We start from the raw sequence: 18,681 nt of genomic DNA, 5'->3' as shown, positions 1-18,681 counted from the left end.
TAGAAGAATGCTACACCCCCACTAAGCGTATTCAGGTCTATTAGGTAGTTAGGCTCAGCAACATGCAAATCAAAGAGCTGAAATGAACCAAGGCTAGCAATAGTTAGAATTCACCCACACGCTAACTGCTAGCAAATAATTGTATTTTGGTGAAATACTACTTATCCTTGATGAGTCCAGTTAGGCGAAATTAGTTACTGAGAATTGGGGTCTGGAACCAGAAAATGTTGGGTAAGAGCTAGCACTAAATCCAAGAGATTATGCGGTAGCTGTACTAGCAGAAGGGGAGAGCAGAGGCAGCAAATCTTTGAATTTTAAGCACCGCTTAGCAGTGAATAATAGCGCGGCTTCTTACTTTGAAAAGAGAATAAGTGCCAGTCTCAGAGTAGTAGGAGCAGCTAAGGGTGCGGCTAGCCAAACGTAGTTGCTGCTGCTAGTACCCGGACTGACCAGGTAAGAAGGGATGGGTACTAGCCAAGCCTACTGATAATCATATAGCCGCTGAGGCCTGCTTATTTAGCCTCAGTGCCGGATAAGGTATACCGCGTTGATCAAGCTGTTAGCTAGTCATACATTGGACCTCGGAGTAATTTTAGCTAGCTTTAGCTGTAACCTACCCCCGATCTTTGCCGTCTGTTCAATGGGAGCATACGTAATAGAATAGCCAGCCATGTTAATGGCAGCAAAAACCTGTAAATTTACTTCCTCAACGGTTGGCTTCGGTTCCTACCATCCCCAAGAATTAGTTGCTTTTGAGCCCATGGAAATCGACGCTAATTCAGAGAAGCCGCAGCCTAAACGGCAGGGTGGACGGCCCCGGAACCCCGAGGCCCGCCCGGACCGGGCTACGGTGCGCTTTACCAAACTGGAGTACCTAGCCGTGAAGCGGCGGGCAAAAGCAGCCCGGCTGACAGTGGCTGATTACTGCCGGCAGGCGGTACTAACGGGACAGGTAATGCCCACGCTGGACCCGGCGGCTCTGCCGGCGCTGAATGAGCTGCGGGGCCTGAGCAACACGTTGAACCAACTCGTGAAAAAGGCCCAGGTTGACGGTCTACGGAGCGTAGCTATCAAAGCCGATAACCTGCTCCAAGAACTAGCTAAACTACTCGCGATATGATTGGCAAGACACGTATTGGGAGCAGCTTCAAAGGCTGCGTGATATATCAATTTAAGAAGTTGAACAACAATCAAGGAGAAGTGCTGGTCAGTCGGGGTGTGCGCGACTACGACGTGGCGGCGATGACCCAGGACTTTGAGCAGCAGCGTCAGCTCAACCCCAGGCTGGGGCTGGCTGTGTGGCACACGTCCATCTCGTTTCCGGCGGAAGAAGCCCCCCAGCTCACGAATGACAAAATGACGGCGATTGCGCTCGACTATCTGCAAGGGATGGGGCTGGATAAAGGGCAGTATACGGTGATTCGTCACGATGATCGGCCGCACCCCCACTTCCACATCGTGGCCAACCGTGTAGCCGATGACGGCCGCTCGGTCAGCGATAGCCACAACTATGCGCGCAGTGAGGAACTACTACGGTCCCTGGAAGTGAAGTATAATCTGACGCCGGTTCGGAGTCAGGAGAAGCGGCAGAAATTAACCAACGTGCCCGCGCACGACCGGACGCGCATCCGACTGCGGGAGGAAGTGCAGGCCTGCGTGCAGCAGGCGCGGAGCTTGCCAGCGTTCATCCAGGCGCTGGCGGAGGAGGGCATCACGGCGCAGCTCTACCACAACGTGGCGGGGGCAGCTACCGGCATCAGCTTCGAGCGGGAAGGGCAACGATTCAAAGGCAGCCAGCTGGCGCGCACGCTCTCATTTGGCGGGCTGAGCAGAACTATCGAACACAACCACACCCAAGAACGCGCCCGGCAGGCGGTTGTCCGCCCCCGCTCAACTGGGCCAGGTTGGGGCTACTAACGACTCCCTTTCTTTTCCATTACCTACTACCCATGAATGACGAGCTGATTGGCGAGCTACTGCAAGGCTTGACCGATGATATAACCAGCATCAAGAAAACCCTGGCAGCCCAGCCCGGACCCGTAGATTACCGTCCCTCGCTGGAAAAGCTGGCCACCGCCGTGGGAGAGCTGCATGCCCAAACGAAGGCAGTTAAGCCGCCCGTAGCCGCCCCCGCGCCAGCTGTGAATGCGCAGGCGCTGGAGCAGCAGCTACGGCGGGCTGTAGCGGAAGAAGTGCGCAGAAATAATCCGGATTACCGCGTGAGTAAAGGCGTGTTGGTTGGGATGCTGGCCCTGCTGGTGAGCTTTGGTTTGAATGGGTTAATGGGATGGTTTCTACTGGATGCGCAGCAGGCCCGCGACCGCTACCGGGGAGGGGACTGGCTGTACCGGGGCTTGCGGCAGGTGAATCCTTCACAGGCCGCCTCGCTGCAGCAGACTTATCAGCACGATGCGTCGGCCTTTCAGGTGCGGGTGGGAGAACTAGAGCGAGCCGATAGTATTGCGTTGCAAGCCGCCGCATTCAGCCAGCAGGCCCGGGTGTTGGAGGCGCAGGCCAAGGCAGCCAAGAGTGGCAAACATTCTAAATAAATACAGCGGATTTGTGTAGAGTAGCAATGGGGGAGGGGCAAGGTGCTGCTTTCCTGCCCGGTTGAAGAGCATCAAAACGTGTGGGGCAGTCGCTGCCACCAAGCACTTGATTACTGCCGACGGAACATCTACGGATACCAATTAACCCGACTGTCCCACACGTTTTGATGCTCTCCAATGGTGGCACCGGTATTGGTCTGGTCCTGGGCAATAGCTAGGGTAACTAGCAGCAGGCCAAGGAGCAGCGGGTACCCGCTTGGGTAAGAGCAGCCCATGACAGCTAGATGAAGTCCAGTCCCGGCAAGTTGAGCAGACCAGCGGCGCGCCGCGCCCCGGTTTTGACACTAGCGACATCCGGGCCGGTGATGGTTAGGTGGCCCATCTTGCGGCCGGCGCGCGCCTCTAGCTTGCCGTACAGGTGCAGGTGTATGCCCGGCAGGCTCAGCACGGCGTACCAGTCCGGCTCCTGCAGCTGGCCGTCGGCGTCCAACCATACGTCGCCCAGCAGATTGAGCATGATAGCGGGGGAATGCTGGCGCGGCTGCGGCAAGGGTAGGCCCGCCATAGCATGCACCTGGAGGTCAAACTGCGATGCGTCGCAGGCGTCGATGGTATAGTGGCCGCTGTTGTGCGGGCGCGGAGCCATCTCGTTGACTACCAAGCACCCGTGCTCGCTGCCGTCGTCCACCACAAAAAACTCGACGCACAGCACCCCGACGTAGTCCAGATGCTGCGCGAGGGAAATAGCCGCGGCGCGCGCCCTGTCGGCCAGGGCCAGGGGCATATTGCCTTCGTAGGCGTGGGTCACGGCCAGAATGCCCTCGACGTGCACGTTGCGCTGCGGGGCGAAGCTCACGACTTGCCCGTTCCAGCCGCGCGCCACCAGCACCGAGCACTCGGCGGTGAGCGGTAGCATCTTTTCCAGCACGCAGGCCACGCCGTCCAGCTCGGTCCAGGCGGCGGCCAGCTCGGCGGCGGTCCTCACGCGGACCTGGCCCTTGCCGTCGTAGCCCATGCGCGCGGTTTTCAGGATGCCGGGCAGCAGATCAGCCCGCTCGTCCTGAATGGCCTGCAGCTGAGCCGGCGTTTCAATCACCGCATAAGGCGCGCAGCTCACCCCCGACACGGCAGCGCAGGCCGTGAAGTGAGCTTTTTCCTCGATGCGGTTTTGGGCAATGCCCACTACGGCCGCGCTGGGCGCCACGGGTCGGGTCAGCGCCAGCGTTTGCAATGTCTGGGCGGGCACGTTTTCAAACTCGGTAGTGATAGCCTGGCATAGGTGGGCCAGCTGCGCCAGCCCGGCTGGGTCGTTGTAGTTGGCCTGGATGTGGTGGTGACTCACCTGCCCGGCGGGGCTTTGCGCGTCGGGCTCCAGCACGGCGGTGAAGTACCCCAGGCGCTGGGCGGCCTGCACAAACATGCGGCCCAACTGGCCACCCCCCAGCACCCCTAGGGTCGCCGGCTGGCCCGCGGCGTTCTCACTGCCCGGAAAAATAGGAGTCATTGCTGCCACGTGGATACCGTCGTTCATACCGGCAGCGTCATGGCACGAGCGGCTTCGGTTTGTTCGGCGCGAAAGGCCTGCAGCTTGGTCGCCAGGTCCGGGTCGTGCAGGGCCAGCAGGCTGACGGCGAACAGCGCGGCATTGGCCGCTCCGGCAGTGCCAATCGCAAACGTGGCCACGGGTACCCCTTTGGGCATTTGCACGATGCTATACAGCGAGTCCATTCCCTGCAAATGGCGACTGGCCACCGGCACCCCCAATACGGGTACCGTGGTTTTGGCGGCCAGCATGCCCGGCAGGTGGGCGGCACCCCCAGCGCCGGCGATAATGGCCTGCAAGCCGCGCGGGCCGGCTTGTTCGGCGTAGGCAAACAAGTCGTCGGGCATGCGGTGGGCCGACACCACGCGCGCTTCGTGGGCCACGCCAAACTGCGTAAGCATCTGCACGGCATGCTGCATGGTATCCCAGTCGCTGCTGGAGCCCATGACCACGCCGACCAGTGGCTGGCTAGGGGTGTTGTCGGTGACAAGAGTATTCATGGAAAACGAATCAGCTGCTACTGTAAATGCGGTATTTAGTTGAACCAGAATGTCATGCTTCGACAAGCGTACGCCAGATGAGCAGGACTTCCGCCCCCAAAATTACCATATCTACCCGGCCTTTCAACGTCTGGTGGATAAGGGGCGTGTTCTGAGATTTGGATTTCATGCATTCCCGCGTGAAGGTGGTTCCGGCTTCGGTATCTTCCGTCGTCAGTGATGCGCCGCTAAGCGGTCAGGAGCTGAAGTAGGGTAGGAGCTGGTTGGGTCATGACCTTCCAAGTTAGCCGGTGAGGCTGTTCGCCCCAACTGCCCCACACTTTTTTATGTTCTCTCTGTTCGTTAGCGCAAGATCCAATCCCAGCGGAGCATTCCGGCAGTATTATTTGATAAATCACCAAAGTCACTCGCGGCCGCTACAGTAACTGAGAAGTGCGGAAAGTGATAGGGGAGTTCAAGGAGCAGGTGGGTTTGGTCCTTGGCCGGCGTGAAATACGCGTCGTCATAGTAGTTGCCGTAATGCCGCACGTGCGTGGCCAGCAGGCGATAGGTTAAGCGACCGCTCAGGCTCCCCTTAGCTCCTAGGTGCAAGCCAATAACCCGGTTGCTGACAATGCTCCAGCCGCTGATGGCATTGGCTGCCATATCGAACCCATAATTTTCGGCGGCCGCACGATTGATGAATAGCGGAGTGCCGATAATGCGATTCTGGTATTGCCACCCCATGGTATACGTGCCGTTGTTGTAATAATTGTCACGGCCATTATAGATGATGGGCCCACCTTGATACTTGGTATAGATGCCCTCGATCAGTACCTTCTGGAGCAGCGAGCGGTTGCTAGTTTCCCAACTCAGGCCGACCAAACGGTCGCGCCACAGGATTTTCAGCCCCGCGAGCTCGTCTCGCTTATTGGTGTTGGCACTGTCGCCTACACCTTTATCGAAGATAGTTTGCGTGTAGAGCCGGAAAGTGGAGCTGTTCTTTCGAAAAGTCACCCCAAAATCGGGGATAATCAGGTGGTTGCCGACCGCATTAGCAATGTCAACCGGGCCCTGGTGGTATACTGGGTCGGCATCATTGCCACTCGCGCCCACAAGGATGCGGAGATAGTCGGTGAAACGGCTGGGGGCCTGCCCCGACGGGAAAGTGCCCCCCCACTGCGCAAAGTGCGTAAGGCCCCCGTAGAAGCTTAATCGCTCCTTGCCAACGCGCAGGTAAAAGGACTTTTGGTGCAGGTAAACGCCCTGGATGTCATTGGCATCGCCCAGCCAGCCGTGGGCAAACTGCCCCTTGAACTGCACCCAGCCGTGCGTGAACGGGACGGCCGTGTAGTCAGTCACCGCAATAGCAATCTTCGGGATAGGCAGCGCATTACCGCTGATGCCGAAGGAACCGCTGGAGAGCGACTGGTCAATTTCCCCCGTAAACTCCCGGTAGCGCCCCGCTCGCAGCTGCCACGTACGGTAGCCAGCCTGGGCGTACCCTTGCGCCAGAAATATGCTGCCGAAGTGATTGTTATTGTAGAGCTCCGCGCCGTACCCAATATAAAAGCCGGGCTTCGGGGTTTGATTAGGGCCCCCAGCAGGCTGTTTTTTGGCGAAGACATGCTGGTTGGTAACGCGCAGGTAAGCGGCGGCATCGAGCTGCTGGTCGGAAATAGTGCCGTAGCGGTTGGCCGTTATCCACAGGGGCTGATAGTTCTTCGTAGCGGCGGTGGCAATAATGCCAGCCGATATCTTCAAGGAATCAGTGAACTGCGCTGCTGCCTGACTGGTAAGTAACAGGCAGCAAGCAAGTAGCAGATTCCTCATAAGCGTTGCGATTAGTGAAAAACGTAGCTGAGCGGTGAGTTGTGCTGTGCAAAGCACCGACGTACAAACTCTAAGTCATTACGGGTTAGGGATAATGGCTATTGTTAAGCAATAATAGCCAGTCACGTACGAAGCTGCAGCGCTAATTTTCTGCTTCTATCAATTCAGGTCGTGACGGCCACCGCGCTGGGCCTGCGCGTAGAAGTTGTGCGGTTTCCACCTACTACCAAGGGCTTCGTAGAACTGCCCCGGCATTGCGGCAGCTGCTGCGGCACCTGGGTATTGACGTAAAACTTGACACTTTGATAGGAACGTCCTTTTTTCAGTAGCTCGTACTTGATACGTAAGTCAGTGTGCTCGTTAATCTGAGTGGTAGCCACGTCGAGCACATACTTCTGCAGGGAGGAAATCTGGGCGTACTGCTCGGGCTCCTTGCCCGAGAGGTCCTTGAGCTTGAGCATGGCTTTGAACTCGTCCAGGGAGTAAGTTTTGGTCTCTCCGATGTCCTTCCACTGCGAGGCCAGCTGGTAGATGCGCTTGGCATACTTGCTAGAGAGGCTAAAGGCGGCCTTCAGCCGGTAGCTGGTAAAGTTGCTCTTCAGATCAATCAGGTAGGGTCGCATGCGCTCGGATATCTCCAGCTCAATGGTACCCTCACCCTTGCGGTACAGCGCTGAGGCCAGCAAGCTGACCTGTAGTAAGGTCTTGCCCGTGTCGATGTGGTAGACCCGGCTGTTTAGGTGCTCGGTGGAGTCCAGCAATTGTTTGTAGTTCCAGGTGCGGCCGGTGAGCTCCTGCACTTTGATTTCATAAATGGTGCTGGCCTTATCCTGCTTGCTGAGCTTGGAGAGCAGCGAAAAAACGATATCCATCTCGCAGGCACTCATTTCGTAGCGGGCCGTCGTCAGTGCGTTATGCTGCCGGATTTCAATCGGAATGGCAGATTCGGTTGCGGCCATAGCTGCTACAGTGGTGGTACTGAATAAACATACGGCTCAAATTAGTAAGTAATAGAGCCAAAACCGAAACCTATCAACAAGATCGGACTGCTTGACGACAGTGGCTTATAAAACCTATTAGTTAGTGGAATCATCCCGGCACAGCCGGAACGGCGGCCGAAGCACTTGACTTATAAAATCTATTAGTTGGGCATAGGGGCGTTAACTGATAGTTCCGTTAACAAGAGCTATTAGTCAGCTTATAAAACCTATTAGTTAAGCCACTTAAAATACTGAGGCACAAAAATTTGTGAGCCCTGAAAATATTTAAAATACTTACAAGTTTGTTGAAGCTAAAGTAAAAAAGCATTCAAAGTAGTGATTTAGGACGATACTCGATCGAAAACAACAAAAAAAGGAATCTAAATAAGCATAAAATGGGATTAAATTTTTTAAAGATTTTACTACCTTTTTATGCTATACGCACCTTAATTAGCTACCTTAAAAGCCCTCTTAGTACTCTGACACGGCTCACTGATGGATTTTATAAGTTTCACAGAATATTTTTAACAAGTTCTTCGGCAACAACCGGTACAGCGCAGCAGGTGGTTTTGAGCAGGGTAGTAGGCCTTATAAAACCAATTTCTTAGCAGGTCAGTGGGGTTACGGTTTAGCTGAGTAACTAAGCAAACTAATAGATTTTATAAGCTAAAAAGTGGTTTTGCATTACCTGGCAGCAGATTATTGGATGAGATACTCTTAGCGGGAATGGGGAAAATTAATAGCTATGTTCAGGAGGAGTCCTTTAGCTAATCGTCGCAGCATCAAATGGCAGAAGCATGCTTTGATAACGGCTTTACTAGTACGCGGATTGGTTTCGTAGTCGCGGCCAGCTACCCGGCGGTACTTGCTGAGCCAGCAGAAGGAACACTCCACGACCCAGCGTCGGGGCAGTACCACGAAGCCCTTGGTGCCGGGTGGGGCCCGGACTACCTCCACGCGCAGGCTCAGCACCGTGGCCGCCAGCGGCCCCTGGTAGCGGGCATCGGCTCAGAACACCTGCAAGTCAGGCGCCCGGGCCTTGGCCTGCACCAGCACCGGAGCCGCGCCGACTGGGTCCTGCACCCTGGCCGGCTGCACGAGCACAGCTAGGGACAAAACCTGCGTGTCGACGGCGATATGACGCTTACAACCAGCTACTTGCTTGCCGGCGTCGTAGCCGTGGTAGCCCCCCTTTTACTGCCCCTGCGCACGGACTGCGAGTCGATGACCCCGGCCGTGGGTTCGGCTTCGCGCGTCAACTGGCGCACTTGCCACCGTAGACCGTCGAGCAAGCGGTCCCAGGTGCCGTCCTTGCGCCAGGCTTCAAACTGCTTATACACCGTGCGCCAGGGAGCAAATCGTAGAGCAGCAGGTGCCAGGCGCTGCCGGCCCGCAATTGGTAAAAAATAGCGTTAAGTAGCTCGCGCTTGCTGGGAAAGGGCGGCCGACCATAGCCGTTGGTGCGCACGTAGGGCTCGACCAACCACCACTCAGTGTCTGTCAAACCAGTAGGATAGGCTTAGCTTGACATGACCTAAAGGTATCTAGCGCTTTTATTTCCCTACTCCCTCTGAGACTTCAAAGAGACGATGTCGGGTTTCCCTCAACCGCCGCCGGCTGCCGCCAGCTGACAGTGCGCATAAAGTATTTGGGCGATTTAACAGCCAGCAGACCGGGGAAAGTTGGCCCTGAACATGAACAGCAAGAAAAGGATGCTGGAAAAAGCGGATTTTCGACAAGCCAGCGCGTCGTGCTAGGGGAGAAGGTTGTCCAGACGATGCTCCTCAAGTTTGCGTCTACCGGGCCAGCGTGGCATCGTTTCATCGATACTAGCTTGCTGTCGGTCAAGACATGAAACAGGTGTTTCATGTCTTGACCGACAGCAAGCTTACGCAGTTTGAGCTAATATAAAATTGACTAGAAGTAATTTCCCAATCATTTCAGCCACCCTAGCGGCGCTTCGCCACGCACATCAGCGTCAGGGCACTCTCATCCGCATTAGGGTTGCGGCCCGAAAGCAGGTTACCAACTTGGTACTTGAGTTCGGCTTTGCCCCTCTGGCCTTGCAGCACAGCGGCCCCCTGGTCGTGATTATGAGGATAAACGGCGACCTCGAAGTCCAGTGGCTGCAAAATCTGGCGGAACATGTCCTTAGTGACGCCGTGGCCGGGCTTGTGGTGAATTTCGCAGGCTAGGCCCCATTGCTGCTGGCTGTCCGTTTTATGAAAGCCCTTTCCTATTAGCTTATACAAAATCAATCGGCCATTCCACAGCAGCTTCGCGACGCCCTTGTAGTCCCAGGCGCTGCGCTGGGGATCGTGGTCCGTTACCAGCAGCCCACCGGGCTTCACTAGCCGGGCTGCTTCCGCCAGAATAGCCTCCATGTCTTCGCAGTGGTGCAGAGTCGCATTGAGCATCACCACGTCGGCAAAGCCGGACACAAAGGGCAAGGAAGTAGCATCGGCCAGCACAGTGGTGTACCCTAAATTCTTCGCTAGCTCCAGTGACTTGGGAGCCACGTCGATGCCAATTAGCAGTTCCGGCTTGCCTTGCAGCGTGGCGAAGATGTTGCCTGGCCCACAGCCGATGTCAACGACTATTTTACCGGTCCAATCACCCAGTGCCGCCTGCCAACGGCTTCGGAATGACTCGCTGCGGTGGCAATACGTCAGGTATTCTTCGGCCCATTCTGAGTGGTTAAAGTAATAAACATTAGCCAGTAAGCCTGCTGTGGTCGAGCGAATAGGTATCTCGACATAATGCTCCCGCTCATGAACATCGACACCGGGATGAAGAAACGGAGTAAGCTGAGCAATCATCGGCTGGATGTATTAATAGTTAATAATTAAGTATTAAAAATTCAAATAATTAAATTAAATAAATCAAAATCCTGTAAACCAAGTTTCTAGATTGCCCTGATTTGACTAAGGTAAGCCTTCAAAACTATTTTAACCAATTTATCGCTTAAAATTTAGAGTTTCCTTACTCACTAAGCGTCTTTCCGAATAGGCAAACGGCTTCAGCCAAAAAGATACTTGTACCACCTGATTCGGGCGCAGGCAATACGGAGTAGGGCCAGGTAGTTTCCGGGCATTCTAGCCTAACGAATCAGCAGGTGGCGGAAGTGGTTGATCCAGGAGTGAATGCACTGCACAACCCAGCAACGAGCTTTCTTGGCCTGAGCTTCCTCCCACGCGGCCGGCTATGGGCCGTATACATACAGTCCATAGTCGTTTAGTAATATAAGTTATATGTGCAAAAATTCCCATAATATTAATCGAAAAGATTTTAAGCGTATTAGTAGCCAAATGCCTTTGGATTTTGATAAATTTTTGGCGTAGAATGAAACAATGAATGCCTTTTTATGAGCGGCGGCATCTTCTATGGCGCTCCTATCAAGGTTGATATTGCTTCTTGCCGCGATGCAATGGGATATAAAATTCAATTTCTCAAGAGCTTTCATGATGCTTTTGACGCTTTGCTCTGCGAGTAAAGGCTGGAAATTATGCTGTAAGCACTGGATGTGGCTCTCTTTAATGGGAAAGGAGTCGCTGGTGTAGTAGCGTATGTTGCGCAGTACCTGTTCCTGTTGCGCTTGCAAGTACTCTTGCTTCCTGATTGTCTGGTGTAAGCTCTGCTTTGTTTCCCGATAATCCAGTAATACGGTTGATAGGTTGGCGATGATAAACCGTCTGGAAAGCTGCCAGAATAGCTCAAAATCTTCGGAGTAAGGCACCGTATACAGCCCAACCTGTTGAACGGCTTGTTTTCGGTAAACAACAGTGGAATGGTAAATCCAGCAGATAAACGTTAGGTTATAATAGTAAAAAGCATTGTCGAAAGCATCCTGGCGAATAAAGGTGCCATCCTCGGCAATTACTTTGACGAAGCAAGAGACCATTGCACACGCCGGGTGCGCCTGCAGGTAATCGTACTGTATTTGCAGTCGTTGCGGGTGGCTCCGGTCATCCGCATCCATGCGGGCAATTAAGTCGCTACTTGCTAATGAGATAGCTCTGTTTAGGGTGTGGCTGATTCCGAGATTTTGCTCATTCCGGTAAAACCTGATTCGAGGGTCATCATACGATTGAACAATGCTGGGGCTGCAGTCACCAGAGCAATCATCTATAATGATGAATTCGAAATTGGTAAAAGATTGCAGCAGAATACTATCTATTGCTTCAGCCAAAAACTGCTGGGCGTTATAGACCGGCATTATAACGGACATTTTAGGAGCATCCATCACGCATATTGCCGTATTAGCCTCGCAGCCTTACTGAGCGCCCTGTCCAAAGGCACTTTCAGGAAGCGATAAATAATTGGGTGGTGATAAGGCAAGAGACACTGTCTTACCAGCTTAATTAACTTCTTGTTGGCGACGCCTTCTTGCTTCAGGTAGGTTAAAAACCATTGCAGGAAATATCCCCGTACGTCATCATAATGTCCATTCTCCTTCACTGATTGCACAATGGATCCTTGGCGTTGGCGGTATAGATTATTACAGTCGGATGATATATAAACAAATTTTCTTAAATATATCTTACTGAGAAAGGCTTGGTCTTCGTATAGCTGATAGTTATCCGCAAAAGACTCTTCAAATCCTCCCACTGCTACAAAGGCCTCCCTGTTAAACATCAACCCCGATGGGCACGGTGCAGAATGGGAGCCTAAGGGGTACATAGCAAATAAAAGCTGAGGAGGCACATAAGCCCGGTCAGCAGGTACACCGACTGGTATGGCGCGGTCCGCTTTCTCCGATAAACTCCAGCTATACCAGTACAGTGAAGCTTCCGCAACTAGAGCGATGACTGGGTGGTTACGAAAGACGGCTACTTGTCTGGTGAGCTTGTCGGGTAGCCAGACATCGTCGGCGTCGAGCAGGGCAATTAAATGCCCATTACCTTTGCGAATTCCATGATTTCGGCTGGCACTCAGGCCTTTGTTGCAGTGGCCTTCGTGCTCGCAGTAGTGAATTCTGTCAGGAAGCAGTTTGGCGTACGATTGCGCCAGGACCGTGCTTTGGTCGGTAGAGCCATCATCTACCAACATAAGCTCCCAATGCGAGTAAGTCTGCTTCAGCACGCTCTCAACTGCCTCAGTAAGGAATCGCTCTTCGTTTAAGAAGGCAATTACGACGGTGACAAGCGGAAGGGCAGTAAGGGCCATGGAGTCGGGTTAATCTCTTTTCTGCCACTGCTGCAGGCGCTGCGTAAATGTAGCTCCGGTGCAATTGGGTACTTGAAAGCGGCCGAGACGGTAGCGGTCCGACCAACGGTTGACTGTTCTTTCTTCCGTTGTAAATGCCGCCTTGCATCCTGCCTCCGTTACGGCCTCGATTGTTTCCTGATTGTAGCTGCCGTAGGGATAGGCAATAACGTTCGGCTTTTTACCCGTGGCCTTTTCCAAAAAAGATTGGTTACTCAGTAATTCTTGCCGCTGAAAATCAGGCGAATGGGAGGCCAGCGCTGGGTGAGATACTGTATGTATGCCAAGCTCATGCAATGGGCTACTGCTTAAAGATTGCAGTTGATTCAGTGACATGCTTCTGTAAGCGAGCCGTTGGCTGGGAATGGCGCCGGCCCATTGTCGGATGCGCTGCAGGTGCAGCTGCTGTTCCAGATAGGGGAGGGGGCGCAGCAGTTGCCAGAGGCGAAGAAATAGGGCGCACCGTGCGGTGGGCGGTGTTTCGCTGGCATCCCAGTGCTGGTGTTGCTGCTGGGCATTGGGGCTTAGGCTGGCTTCGGCTCCTAAAGAGACCTCAATGAACTGACCGCTAATTGTATGCGAGAAGAGACATGGGAGGTGAACCGAAAACAGCACTAGGTGCTCAAGCTCATCCCACCAGAATTCTTCTTTCTGGTCCGTATAATGGGACGTGATGAAAAATGTGGCAGGCAGCCCGTAATGGTCCAGAATTGGCTTGGCAACTAAGAAATTATCCGCATAGCCGTCGTCAAACGTCAAAGCCACGCTGTTCTTTCTTATCGTCTGGCGAGCTATCGATTCTACTAACTCCGTCGTGGAAACGACGTGATACGAGACTTTAAGTACCCGGACGTGCTGCTCAAAATTAGCGGACTCCACGGCGATGTTCCAGATATCAGACGTCGGCGCGGCAATGCGGTGGTACATGAGTACGCACGCCTGGGGTTCTGGCAGGATATGGATAGTAGAGAGAAGCTTTCGAATCACAAGACTAGGCCTTCACGGCTTTTACAGCGTTGATAATCTGAAATTGGGGGTCGTAGTGGTCCAGTTGTTCTTTGGTTACTTCGGAGCGGCCTAGGCCATATAGAAAAGCAGACGCGATAAAGACATTGCCGAACGACTGTATTTCAGTCGTTTCAACCGGAAAAGTTTCGGCTAGTAATCGGTGTAAGGCGCTGTCGGTGAATGACCAATACCAGGTCTTTTTCCATTCGCCATGGTCAATGGGGGTAATGCCTGGTACGGTAAGCAGCAGCGTACCCCCGGGCTTCAGGATGCGATGACAGGTGACCAAAGCTTTCCGATACTCATAGATTAAGTGCAGGGTCTGGGTGAGGACGATGCAATCAAACCCATTATCCGGCAGGTGAGGCGCATGGCTCAGGTCGCCTATGAACGTGGCGTACGGGTTGCTGACATCCACGTGCAGGATATCACTCTGCGTAACTGCCTGGCCAAACTGTAGGGTGTACTCATTGTCACCAATTTCCAGAACGCGGCCCCGGATGGCCGCTGCCGCTCCCCGCAGGAAGTTCTCGATGTAGTACCGGTCCACGGGCCCACCCCGGTCATAGCCGAACTCAGTGCTAAAAGGCGCAAGCCGGGCGAAGTCTCCCGTAGCTACCCGGCCAACCGCTGGAAGAAAGTTCTTATACATACCGGCCTTGTGCAGCAGCTTCAGCCCGGCATTGGGAATATACCTTTTGAGGAGCTTTTTCAACTTGGCGGCGGTTAGGTCTGAAAGATAGCGAGTTAATAAGAAGGGTTTTACTTCCAGTAGCATTAATAGCTCTGCCTTGGTCGCTGCTCGTTCATTCACGCTGAGGTGGTCATATAACTTCTGACCATAGTAGTGCTTCCAAATGGCTCGGCCCTGCACGTATGCTTGCTTTTCACGGGGCGTTCGCAAATGTGGCTGTTGCGAGCTCAATGCAGTAAGTACCGTAGATAGCATCAACGGCACGTTGCCGGACATGTTGGTGCTGTGCAATCGGTAGGCGGCAATTCGCTGGGTATGGTGCGCGATGGGATGCGCTCGGGCTATTCGCAAGTAAAGGTCATAGTCCTCACAGGCGTCTAGGGAGGTGTCATAGGCAAACTCATCGAACACCCAGCGATGATACATCACGGCGGCGTGCATTCCAATGTAATTCCCTTGTAGCAGTTGGAGGTAATGGTCGGTGGCAACCTCCTGTGAATCGTCGCTAACCTTACCCGTTGCCGTTAATACTTTGTCGTGACCCCCGGATACGAAAGCCAGGGCTGCGTTTTGTTGCAGCCACTGTGCGTTGGTTTTTAACGCTTCCGGTAGGAGCCAATCGTCGGCGTCCAGGAATACCAAGTACTGGCCTGTGCTATGAGCTATTCCAGTGTTTCGAGCCGCAGAAAGTCCCTGATTGGTCTGGTAAATGTATCGGACCCACGGGTAACGTTGTGCGACGTCCTCGGTATCATCGGTTGAGCCGTCGTCCACTACCACCACTTCGACAGCGGGGTATTCCTGTCGCTGGATACTGGCCAGCGCTTCTGCTAAGTAGACTCCGTGATTATAGCAGGGGATAATTACGGAAATTAACGGGTAGACCGTAGTCGATCTGTTGGTCATGCCGAAGACTATAATTTAGGCATCCTATTCTGCTTCCAGTAGTAGAACGCGAAACCGGAGACTATACCTTTTAACTCAGACCATAGCGTCTGGCTGCGAAAGCGAAAGAACGGTAATCCAGCCTTGATAAGGTGGGCATAGTACTTGGGAAGCCTTAGATACAGGTAGCGTGAGTAATCGGCTTGTGGGTGCTGCTTATGCTGGATGAGGGCCGCGACAACATGACCCCGCATGTAGTAATAGAGTTGGCGTTTTAAGCCGGCAATGTCTCGGCGGTGTTCATGGTAGGCAATGGCGCGGGGAACATAGCGGATGAAGTGCCCCCGGAGTAGAATCCGATGCCATATCTCCGCATCTCCGCTGCAACCGGCGGCTCCTACGTCCAGCAGCTCATGAAAATACCCGACCTCCTCAAAGATTGACTTCCGGAAAGCCATGTTGGCACCCGCTCCTATATCGCCGACCTGGGAAACCTGGCTGGTAGCAGCGCGGACATAGCCTGGAGTATACACCTTGTCAACGTATCCCCGATTAAAGCTCCAGCACTGTTCAAAGATCAGCTGGGCTTCCGTTTGCAGGCTCAAGGCAATAATAAGGCCCGTCATCGCCGCCGTCGTGGGGTCTTGAAACGTTTCCCAGACGCGATACAGTAGCATGGGGTGCACAACCACGTCATCGTCGACGAAAGTGACCACCGGGCAGTGGGCAGCCCGGATGCCGGTATTGCGGGCAATGTCCAGCCCTTCCCGGGGTTCCCTGATGTACACTACCCCCGCAAACTCCTGGACAACCGCTTGGGTGCGGGTGTCACTGGGTGCATTATCAACCACGACTATCTCGGCCGGAGCACAACTTAGCGCGTGCAGCATTTGCAGGCATCGACGCAGTTGCAAAGCTCGGTTACGCGTGCAAATAATTACCGTAACCGATACCTGCTCAGGCACAACCGCAGGGAGCCAGGTTGAAAAAATAACCTCCATCCACGCCATCCAGCGCTTAGCTTCTCTTTGAACCAGCCACAGTTGCCACGGTGCATCGCCGATATGCTGCTTGGAGGCATACTGCTGAATAGCGGGGGCAATAGCTGTAGCCAACGCTAGCCAATATGCTTCCTCAGTGAGCGTATGGTCTGGTGCAATGAATAAGTGTCCCAGCGCAATTTCTTTCCACCAAAATAACAGGTAGTGGCCCTGTCGTTCATGTGTGAGCGAGGGGAAAGCCTGCTGGTGCTCTAGGTGGACGTGAGTAATGAGATGGGTCGGGTAGGAGTGCACGGCTTCTTTTACTGCGAGGCCAACTCGGGCTGCGTGAGTTGAAAGGGAAACTGCGGCCGCACGGCGCCCCACCATTTGCCGTACCAGCTTATGTCGCCGCGGTAGTCTTCTAACTCGAAGGCCAGCGCTTCTTCGTAATCGAAGAGGGACGTATCGGTGTCCTTAACCACGTACAGCGAGATGTAGTACGACCCGTCGTTGAGAAAATTTCCCGGAATGGTGCATTCGCCGCCGACAAGGCCCTTCTGGCAGACGAGGGCAGTTGAGGGAACATCAAAAATGCATTCGCCGGCAGTAGAAAACAGCACTAGATTCGTGCTGATTAAGGTTTGCTCGGTGAAATTCCAAAATCGAAACCGGATGGTCAGTGCCGCCCGAATATCCAAGGGCGCATCCGGAAGCACTAAATGCGGAACTAGCTCGACTGATTTAAAGCGTATGTAGTCGTTGCCCGGCGCTTTTTCGGGGTTTGCCCAGCTTTGTTCCGTTCGCTGGAGCTGGGTGCTCAACAAGTAGTGATTCACGACCTGGTGTGCCTCTCCGCTTTCTCTGACGGTGCCATTTTGCAGCCACAGGCCGCACTGACATAGCTTGAGAACCGCCGGCATACTGTGGCTCACGAAGAGGATAGTTCGCCCCTCATTCTGCGAAACTTCGCGCATTTTACTCAGGCACTTTTTCTGAAATTCCGTGTCGCCTACGGCCAGCACCTCGTCAAGGATGAGAATGTCTGGCTCCAAGTGGGCCGCCACTGCAAATGCGAGCCGCACGTACATGCCTGATGAGTAGCGCTTCACGGGCGTATCCAAAAAGCCTTCAAGGCCGGAGAAAGTCACAATTTCATCGAATTTGGCGCGGACTTCGGCTTTGCTCATGCCCAGAATGTAGCCGCTGAGAAAGATGTTTTCCCGGCCACTCAGCTCGGGATGAAACCCGGTGCCAACCTCCAAAAGACTGCTGATTTTGCCTTTGCCTCTCACAACGCCACTCGTGGGGCGCACGATATGGGATATGATTTTTAAGAGCGTGGATTTGCCGGCGCCATTATTCCCGATAATTCCCCATACTTCCCCTTCTTTCACTTCGAAGTTAACGTCGCGTAAGGCCCATAGCACCTGTTGTTGGGCAGTTGGAGAGACCGAACTAGGTACCTGAAAATAAGGGTCTTCTCTTTTGCGGACAGAAACAGTCCACCATCGCTGGAGGTCCTGCCGCAGTGAGCCCGTACCGGTTGTTCCCAGTCGGTACATCTTCGACAATCCCTTTACTTGTATAACAGTCGCTGCCATAGCCCCTAAACTACGTCAATCAGCTTGTCTCCCTGTTTATTGAAGACCAACAGGGCAACTATCAGCAAGACCAAAGTGCAGGTGAAGCTGTACAGGAACTGTGGCACTGTTGCCATGCCCTTTCCGAGCAAGGCTAAGCGAAAGACTTCAAATAAGGTAGTCAGGGGATTCAGCTGAGCCAGCCAGCGCCACTTCTCCGGCAAGTAGCTTACCGGATAGATAACGGGCGTCAAAAACATCAATAGGCGGATACCCAGCCCCGCCACATAGGTGATGTCCCGGTATTTGCCTGTAATTACGGAGAAAATCAAGCCTAACGCAAAGCTGATGGCCGCAACTAGGACGATAACCAGCGGAACCAGAAAAAGCGGCGCAGTTGAAAGACCCGGCCAAGGGGTGAACACCCAGTAAAACCCGATTAACAGAATCAACAGCAAAAATGGTATGGAGAAGCGTAACAGCTGCCCGCTCACCTGGGCAAACGGCATAATCAAACGAGGGAAATAGACCTTGCTGAAAATGTGGACGTTGTCCCGAAAAGTGGTGGAGGTGCCGACGAAAGCGTCGTTGAATAAGTTCCAGAGCACGATACCCGCGAGATAGAACAGGATTGGAGGTGTGCCCTGAGTGGAAACGCCAATTACTTTTCCAAATACTAGCACATAAGTAACCATCGTCATGATTGGCTGGAGCAGCACCCACAAGGGTCCCAGAACGGTTTGCTGATAGCTTAAAAGAAAATCCTTTCGAATTAATCCAGTCACCAAGTGGCGATACTGCCAGAATTCAGCCAGACTAGTCCCCCACCAACTGGTTTGAGGTACGATTTCCCAATCCCAGTTACTTTCCTCTATGGGCATAAATCGGTAGCGATAAGTCAGCTTTATTTAAGATAAATATTGCTTTTAAGGCATCTCAAAG

At 53.6% G+C, this 18,681-nt stretch carries 18 protein-coding genes; 3 read left to right on the top strand and 15 right to left on the bottom strand.

The features are described 5' to 3' along the window. Positions 1 to 760: 760 nt before the first annotated feature. The 3 genes from E4631_RS23010 to E4631_RS23000 are packed head-to-tail and all read left to right on the top strand — an operon-like array spanning position 761 to position 2,549. Positions 761 to 1,120, top strand: a complete 360-nt coding sequence (locus tag E4631_RS23010; protein WP_133656284.1) for a plasmid mobilization relaxosome protein MobC — start codon at positions 761 to 763, stop codon at positions 1,118 to 1,120. Next, positions 1,117 to 1,917 carry a relaxase/mobilization nuclease domain-containing protein gene (locus E4631_RS23005; RefSeq protein WP_133656283.1) on the top strand — a complete coding sequence of 267 codons (801 nt, stop codon included), beginning with the start codon at positions 1,117 to 1,119 and terminating at the stop codon, positions 1,915 to 1,917. The genes E4631_RS23010 and E4631_RS23005 overlap by 4 nt, the downstream gene beginning before the upstream one ends. 32 nt (positions 1,918 to 1,949) lie before the next feature. Then, entirely contained in the window at positions 1,950 to 2,549 is a 600-nt protein-coding gene (locus E4631_RS23000) for a hypothetical protein (protein WP_133656282.1), read from the top strand. A gap of 280 nt (positions 2,550 to 2,829) precedes the next feature. On the opposite strand, the gene E4631_RS22995 is transcribed toward E4631_RS23000, so the two are convergent. The 15 genes from E4631_RS22995 to E4631_RS22925 form a co-directional block, all read right to left on the bottom strand. Then, the gene (locus E4631_RS22995; RefSeq protein WP_166647982.1) at positions 2,830 to 4,080 is read right to left on the bottom strand and encodes a 5-(carboxyamino)imidazole ribonucleotide synthase; all 1,251 of its coding nucleotides are present in this window, start codon (positions 4,078 to 4,080) and stop codon (positions 2,830 to 2,832) included. Beyond that, entirely contained in the window at positions 4,077 to 4,592 is a 516-nt protein-coding gene (gene purE / locus E4631_RS22990) for a 5-(carboxyamino)imidazole ribonucleotide mutase (protein WP_133656280.1), read from the bottom strand. The genes E4631_RS22995 and purE overlap by 4 nt, the downstream gene beginning before the upstream one ends. Before the next feature lie 342 nt (positions 4,593 to 4,934). Beyond that, entirely contained in the window at positions 4,935 to 6,335 is a 1,401-nt protein-coding gene (locus E4631_RS22985; RefSeq protein WP_166647981.1) for a capsule assembly Wzi family protein, read from the bottom strand. Between the two features lie 233 nt (positions 6,336 to 6,568). Continuing rightward, the gene (locus tag E4631_RS22980) at positions 6,569 to 7,363 is read right to left on the bottom strand and encodes a replication initiation protein (RefSeq protein ID WP_133656278.1); all 795 of its coding nucleotides are present in this window, start codon (positions 7,361 to 7,363) and stop codon (positions 6,569 to 6,571) included. Between the two features lie 1,029 nt (positions 7,364 to 8,392). Then, a complete protein-coding gene (locus E4631_RS26065) occupies positions 8,393 to 8,521 on the bottom strand; it encodes a hypothetical protein (RefSeq protein WP_240735196.1) in 129 nt (42 codons plus the stop codon). A gap of 17 nt (positions 8,522 to 8,538) precedes the next feature. Further along, positions 8,539 to 8,724: a hypothetical protein gene (locus tag E4631_RS26060; protein WP_166647971.1), complete on the bottom strand. Its 186-nt coding sequence runs from the start codon at positions 8,722 to 8,724 to the stop codon at positions 8,539 to 8,541. After that, on the bottom strand, positions 8,640 to 8,852 hold the full coding sequence (locus E4631_RS27120; protein ID WP_368027864.1) for a hypothetical protein: 213 nt from the start codon (positions 8,850 to 8,852) through the stop codon (positions 8,640 to 8,642). Before E4631_RS27120 ends, E4631_RS26060 begins: the two co-directional genes overlap by 85 nt. Before the next feature lie 481 nt (positions 8,853 to 9,333). Continuing rightward, on the bottom strand, positions 9,334 to 10,203 hold the full coding sequence (locus tag E4631_RS22960) for a class I SAM-dependent methyltransferase (RefSeq protein WP_133656275.1): 870 nt from the start codon (positions 10,201 to 10,203) through the stop codon (positions 9,334 to 9,336). A 428-nt stretch (positions 10,204 to 10,631) separates the two neighbouring features. Then, a complete protein-coding gene (locus E4631_RS22955) occupies positions 10,632 to 11,627 on the bottom strand; it encodes a glycosyltransferase (protein ID WP_133656274.1) in 996 nt (331 codons plus the stop codon). Then, entirely contained in the window at positions 11,627 to 12,550 is a 924-nt protein-coding gene (locus tag E4631_RS22950; RefSeq protein WP_133656273.1) for a glycosyltransferase family A protein, read from the bottom strand. Before E4631_RS22950 ends, E4631_RS22955 begins: the two co-directional genes overlap by 1 nt. A 9-nt stretch (positions 12,551 to 12,559) precedes the next feature. Further along, positions 12,560 to 13,516: a polysaccharide deacetylase family protein gene (locus E4631_RS22945; RefSeq protein WP_133656272.1), complete on the bottom strand. Its 957-nt coding sequence runs from the start codon at positions 13,514 to 13,516 to the stop codon at positions 12,560 to 12,562. A gap of 64 nt (positions 13,517 to 13,580) precedes the next feature. Continuing rightward, positions 13,581 to 15,197 (bottom strand): glycosyltransferase, encoded by a 1,617-nt coding sequence (locus E4631_RS26695; protein ID WP_133656271.1) that lies wholly within the window; start codon positions 15,195 to 15,197, stop codon positions 13,581 to 13,583. Positions 15,198 to 15,205: 8 nt separating this feature from the next. After that, positions 15,206 to 16,471: a glycosyltransferase family 2 protein gene (locus E4631_RS22935; RefSeq protein WP_166647978.1), complete on the bottom strand. Its 1,266-nt coding sequence runs from the start codon at positions 16,469 to 16,471 to the stop codon at positions 15,206 to 15,208. An 8-nt stretch (positions 16,472 to 16,479) separates the two neighbouring features. Beyond that, positions 16,480 to 17,760 carry an ABC transporter ATP-binding protein gene (locus E4631_RS22930; RefSeq protein WP_133656269.1) on the bottom strand — a complete coding sequence of 427 codons (1,281 nt, stop codon included), beginning with the start codon at positions 17,758 to 17,760 and terminating at the stop codon, positions 16,480 to 16,482. Between the two features lie 5 nt (positions 17,761 to 17,765). After that, the gene (locus E4631_RS22925) at positions 17,766 to 18,620 is read right to left on the bottom strand and encodes an ABC transporter permease (protein ID WP_240735192.1); all 855 of its coding nucleotides are present in this window, start codon (positions 18,618 to 18,620) and stop codon (positions 17,766 to 17,768) included. Between the last annotated feature and the right edge of the window lie 61 nt (positions 18,621 to 18,681).

Source organism: Hymenobacter sp. UV11, assembly GCF_004684095.1.
GTDB lineage: Bacteria > Bacteroidota > Bacteroidia > Cytophagales > Hymenobacteraceae > Hymenobacter.
This window is presented reverse-complemented; position numbering and strand designations above follow the sequence as displayed.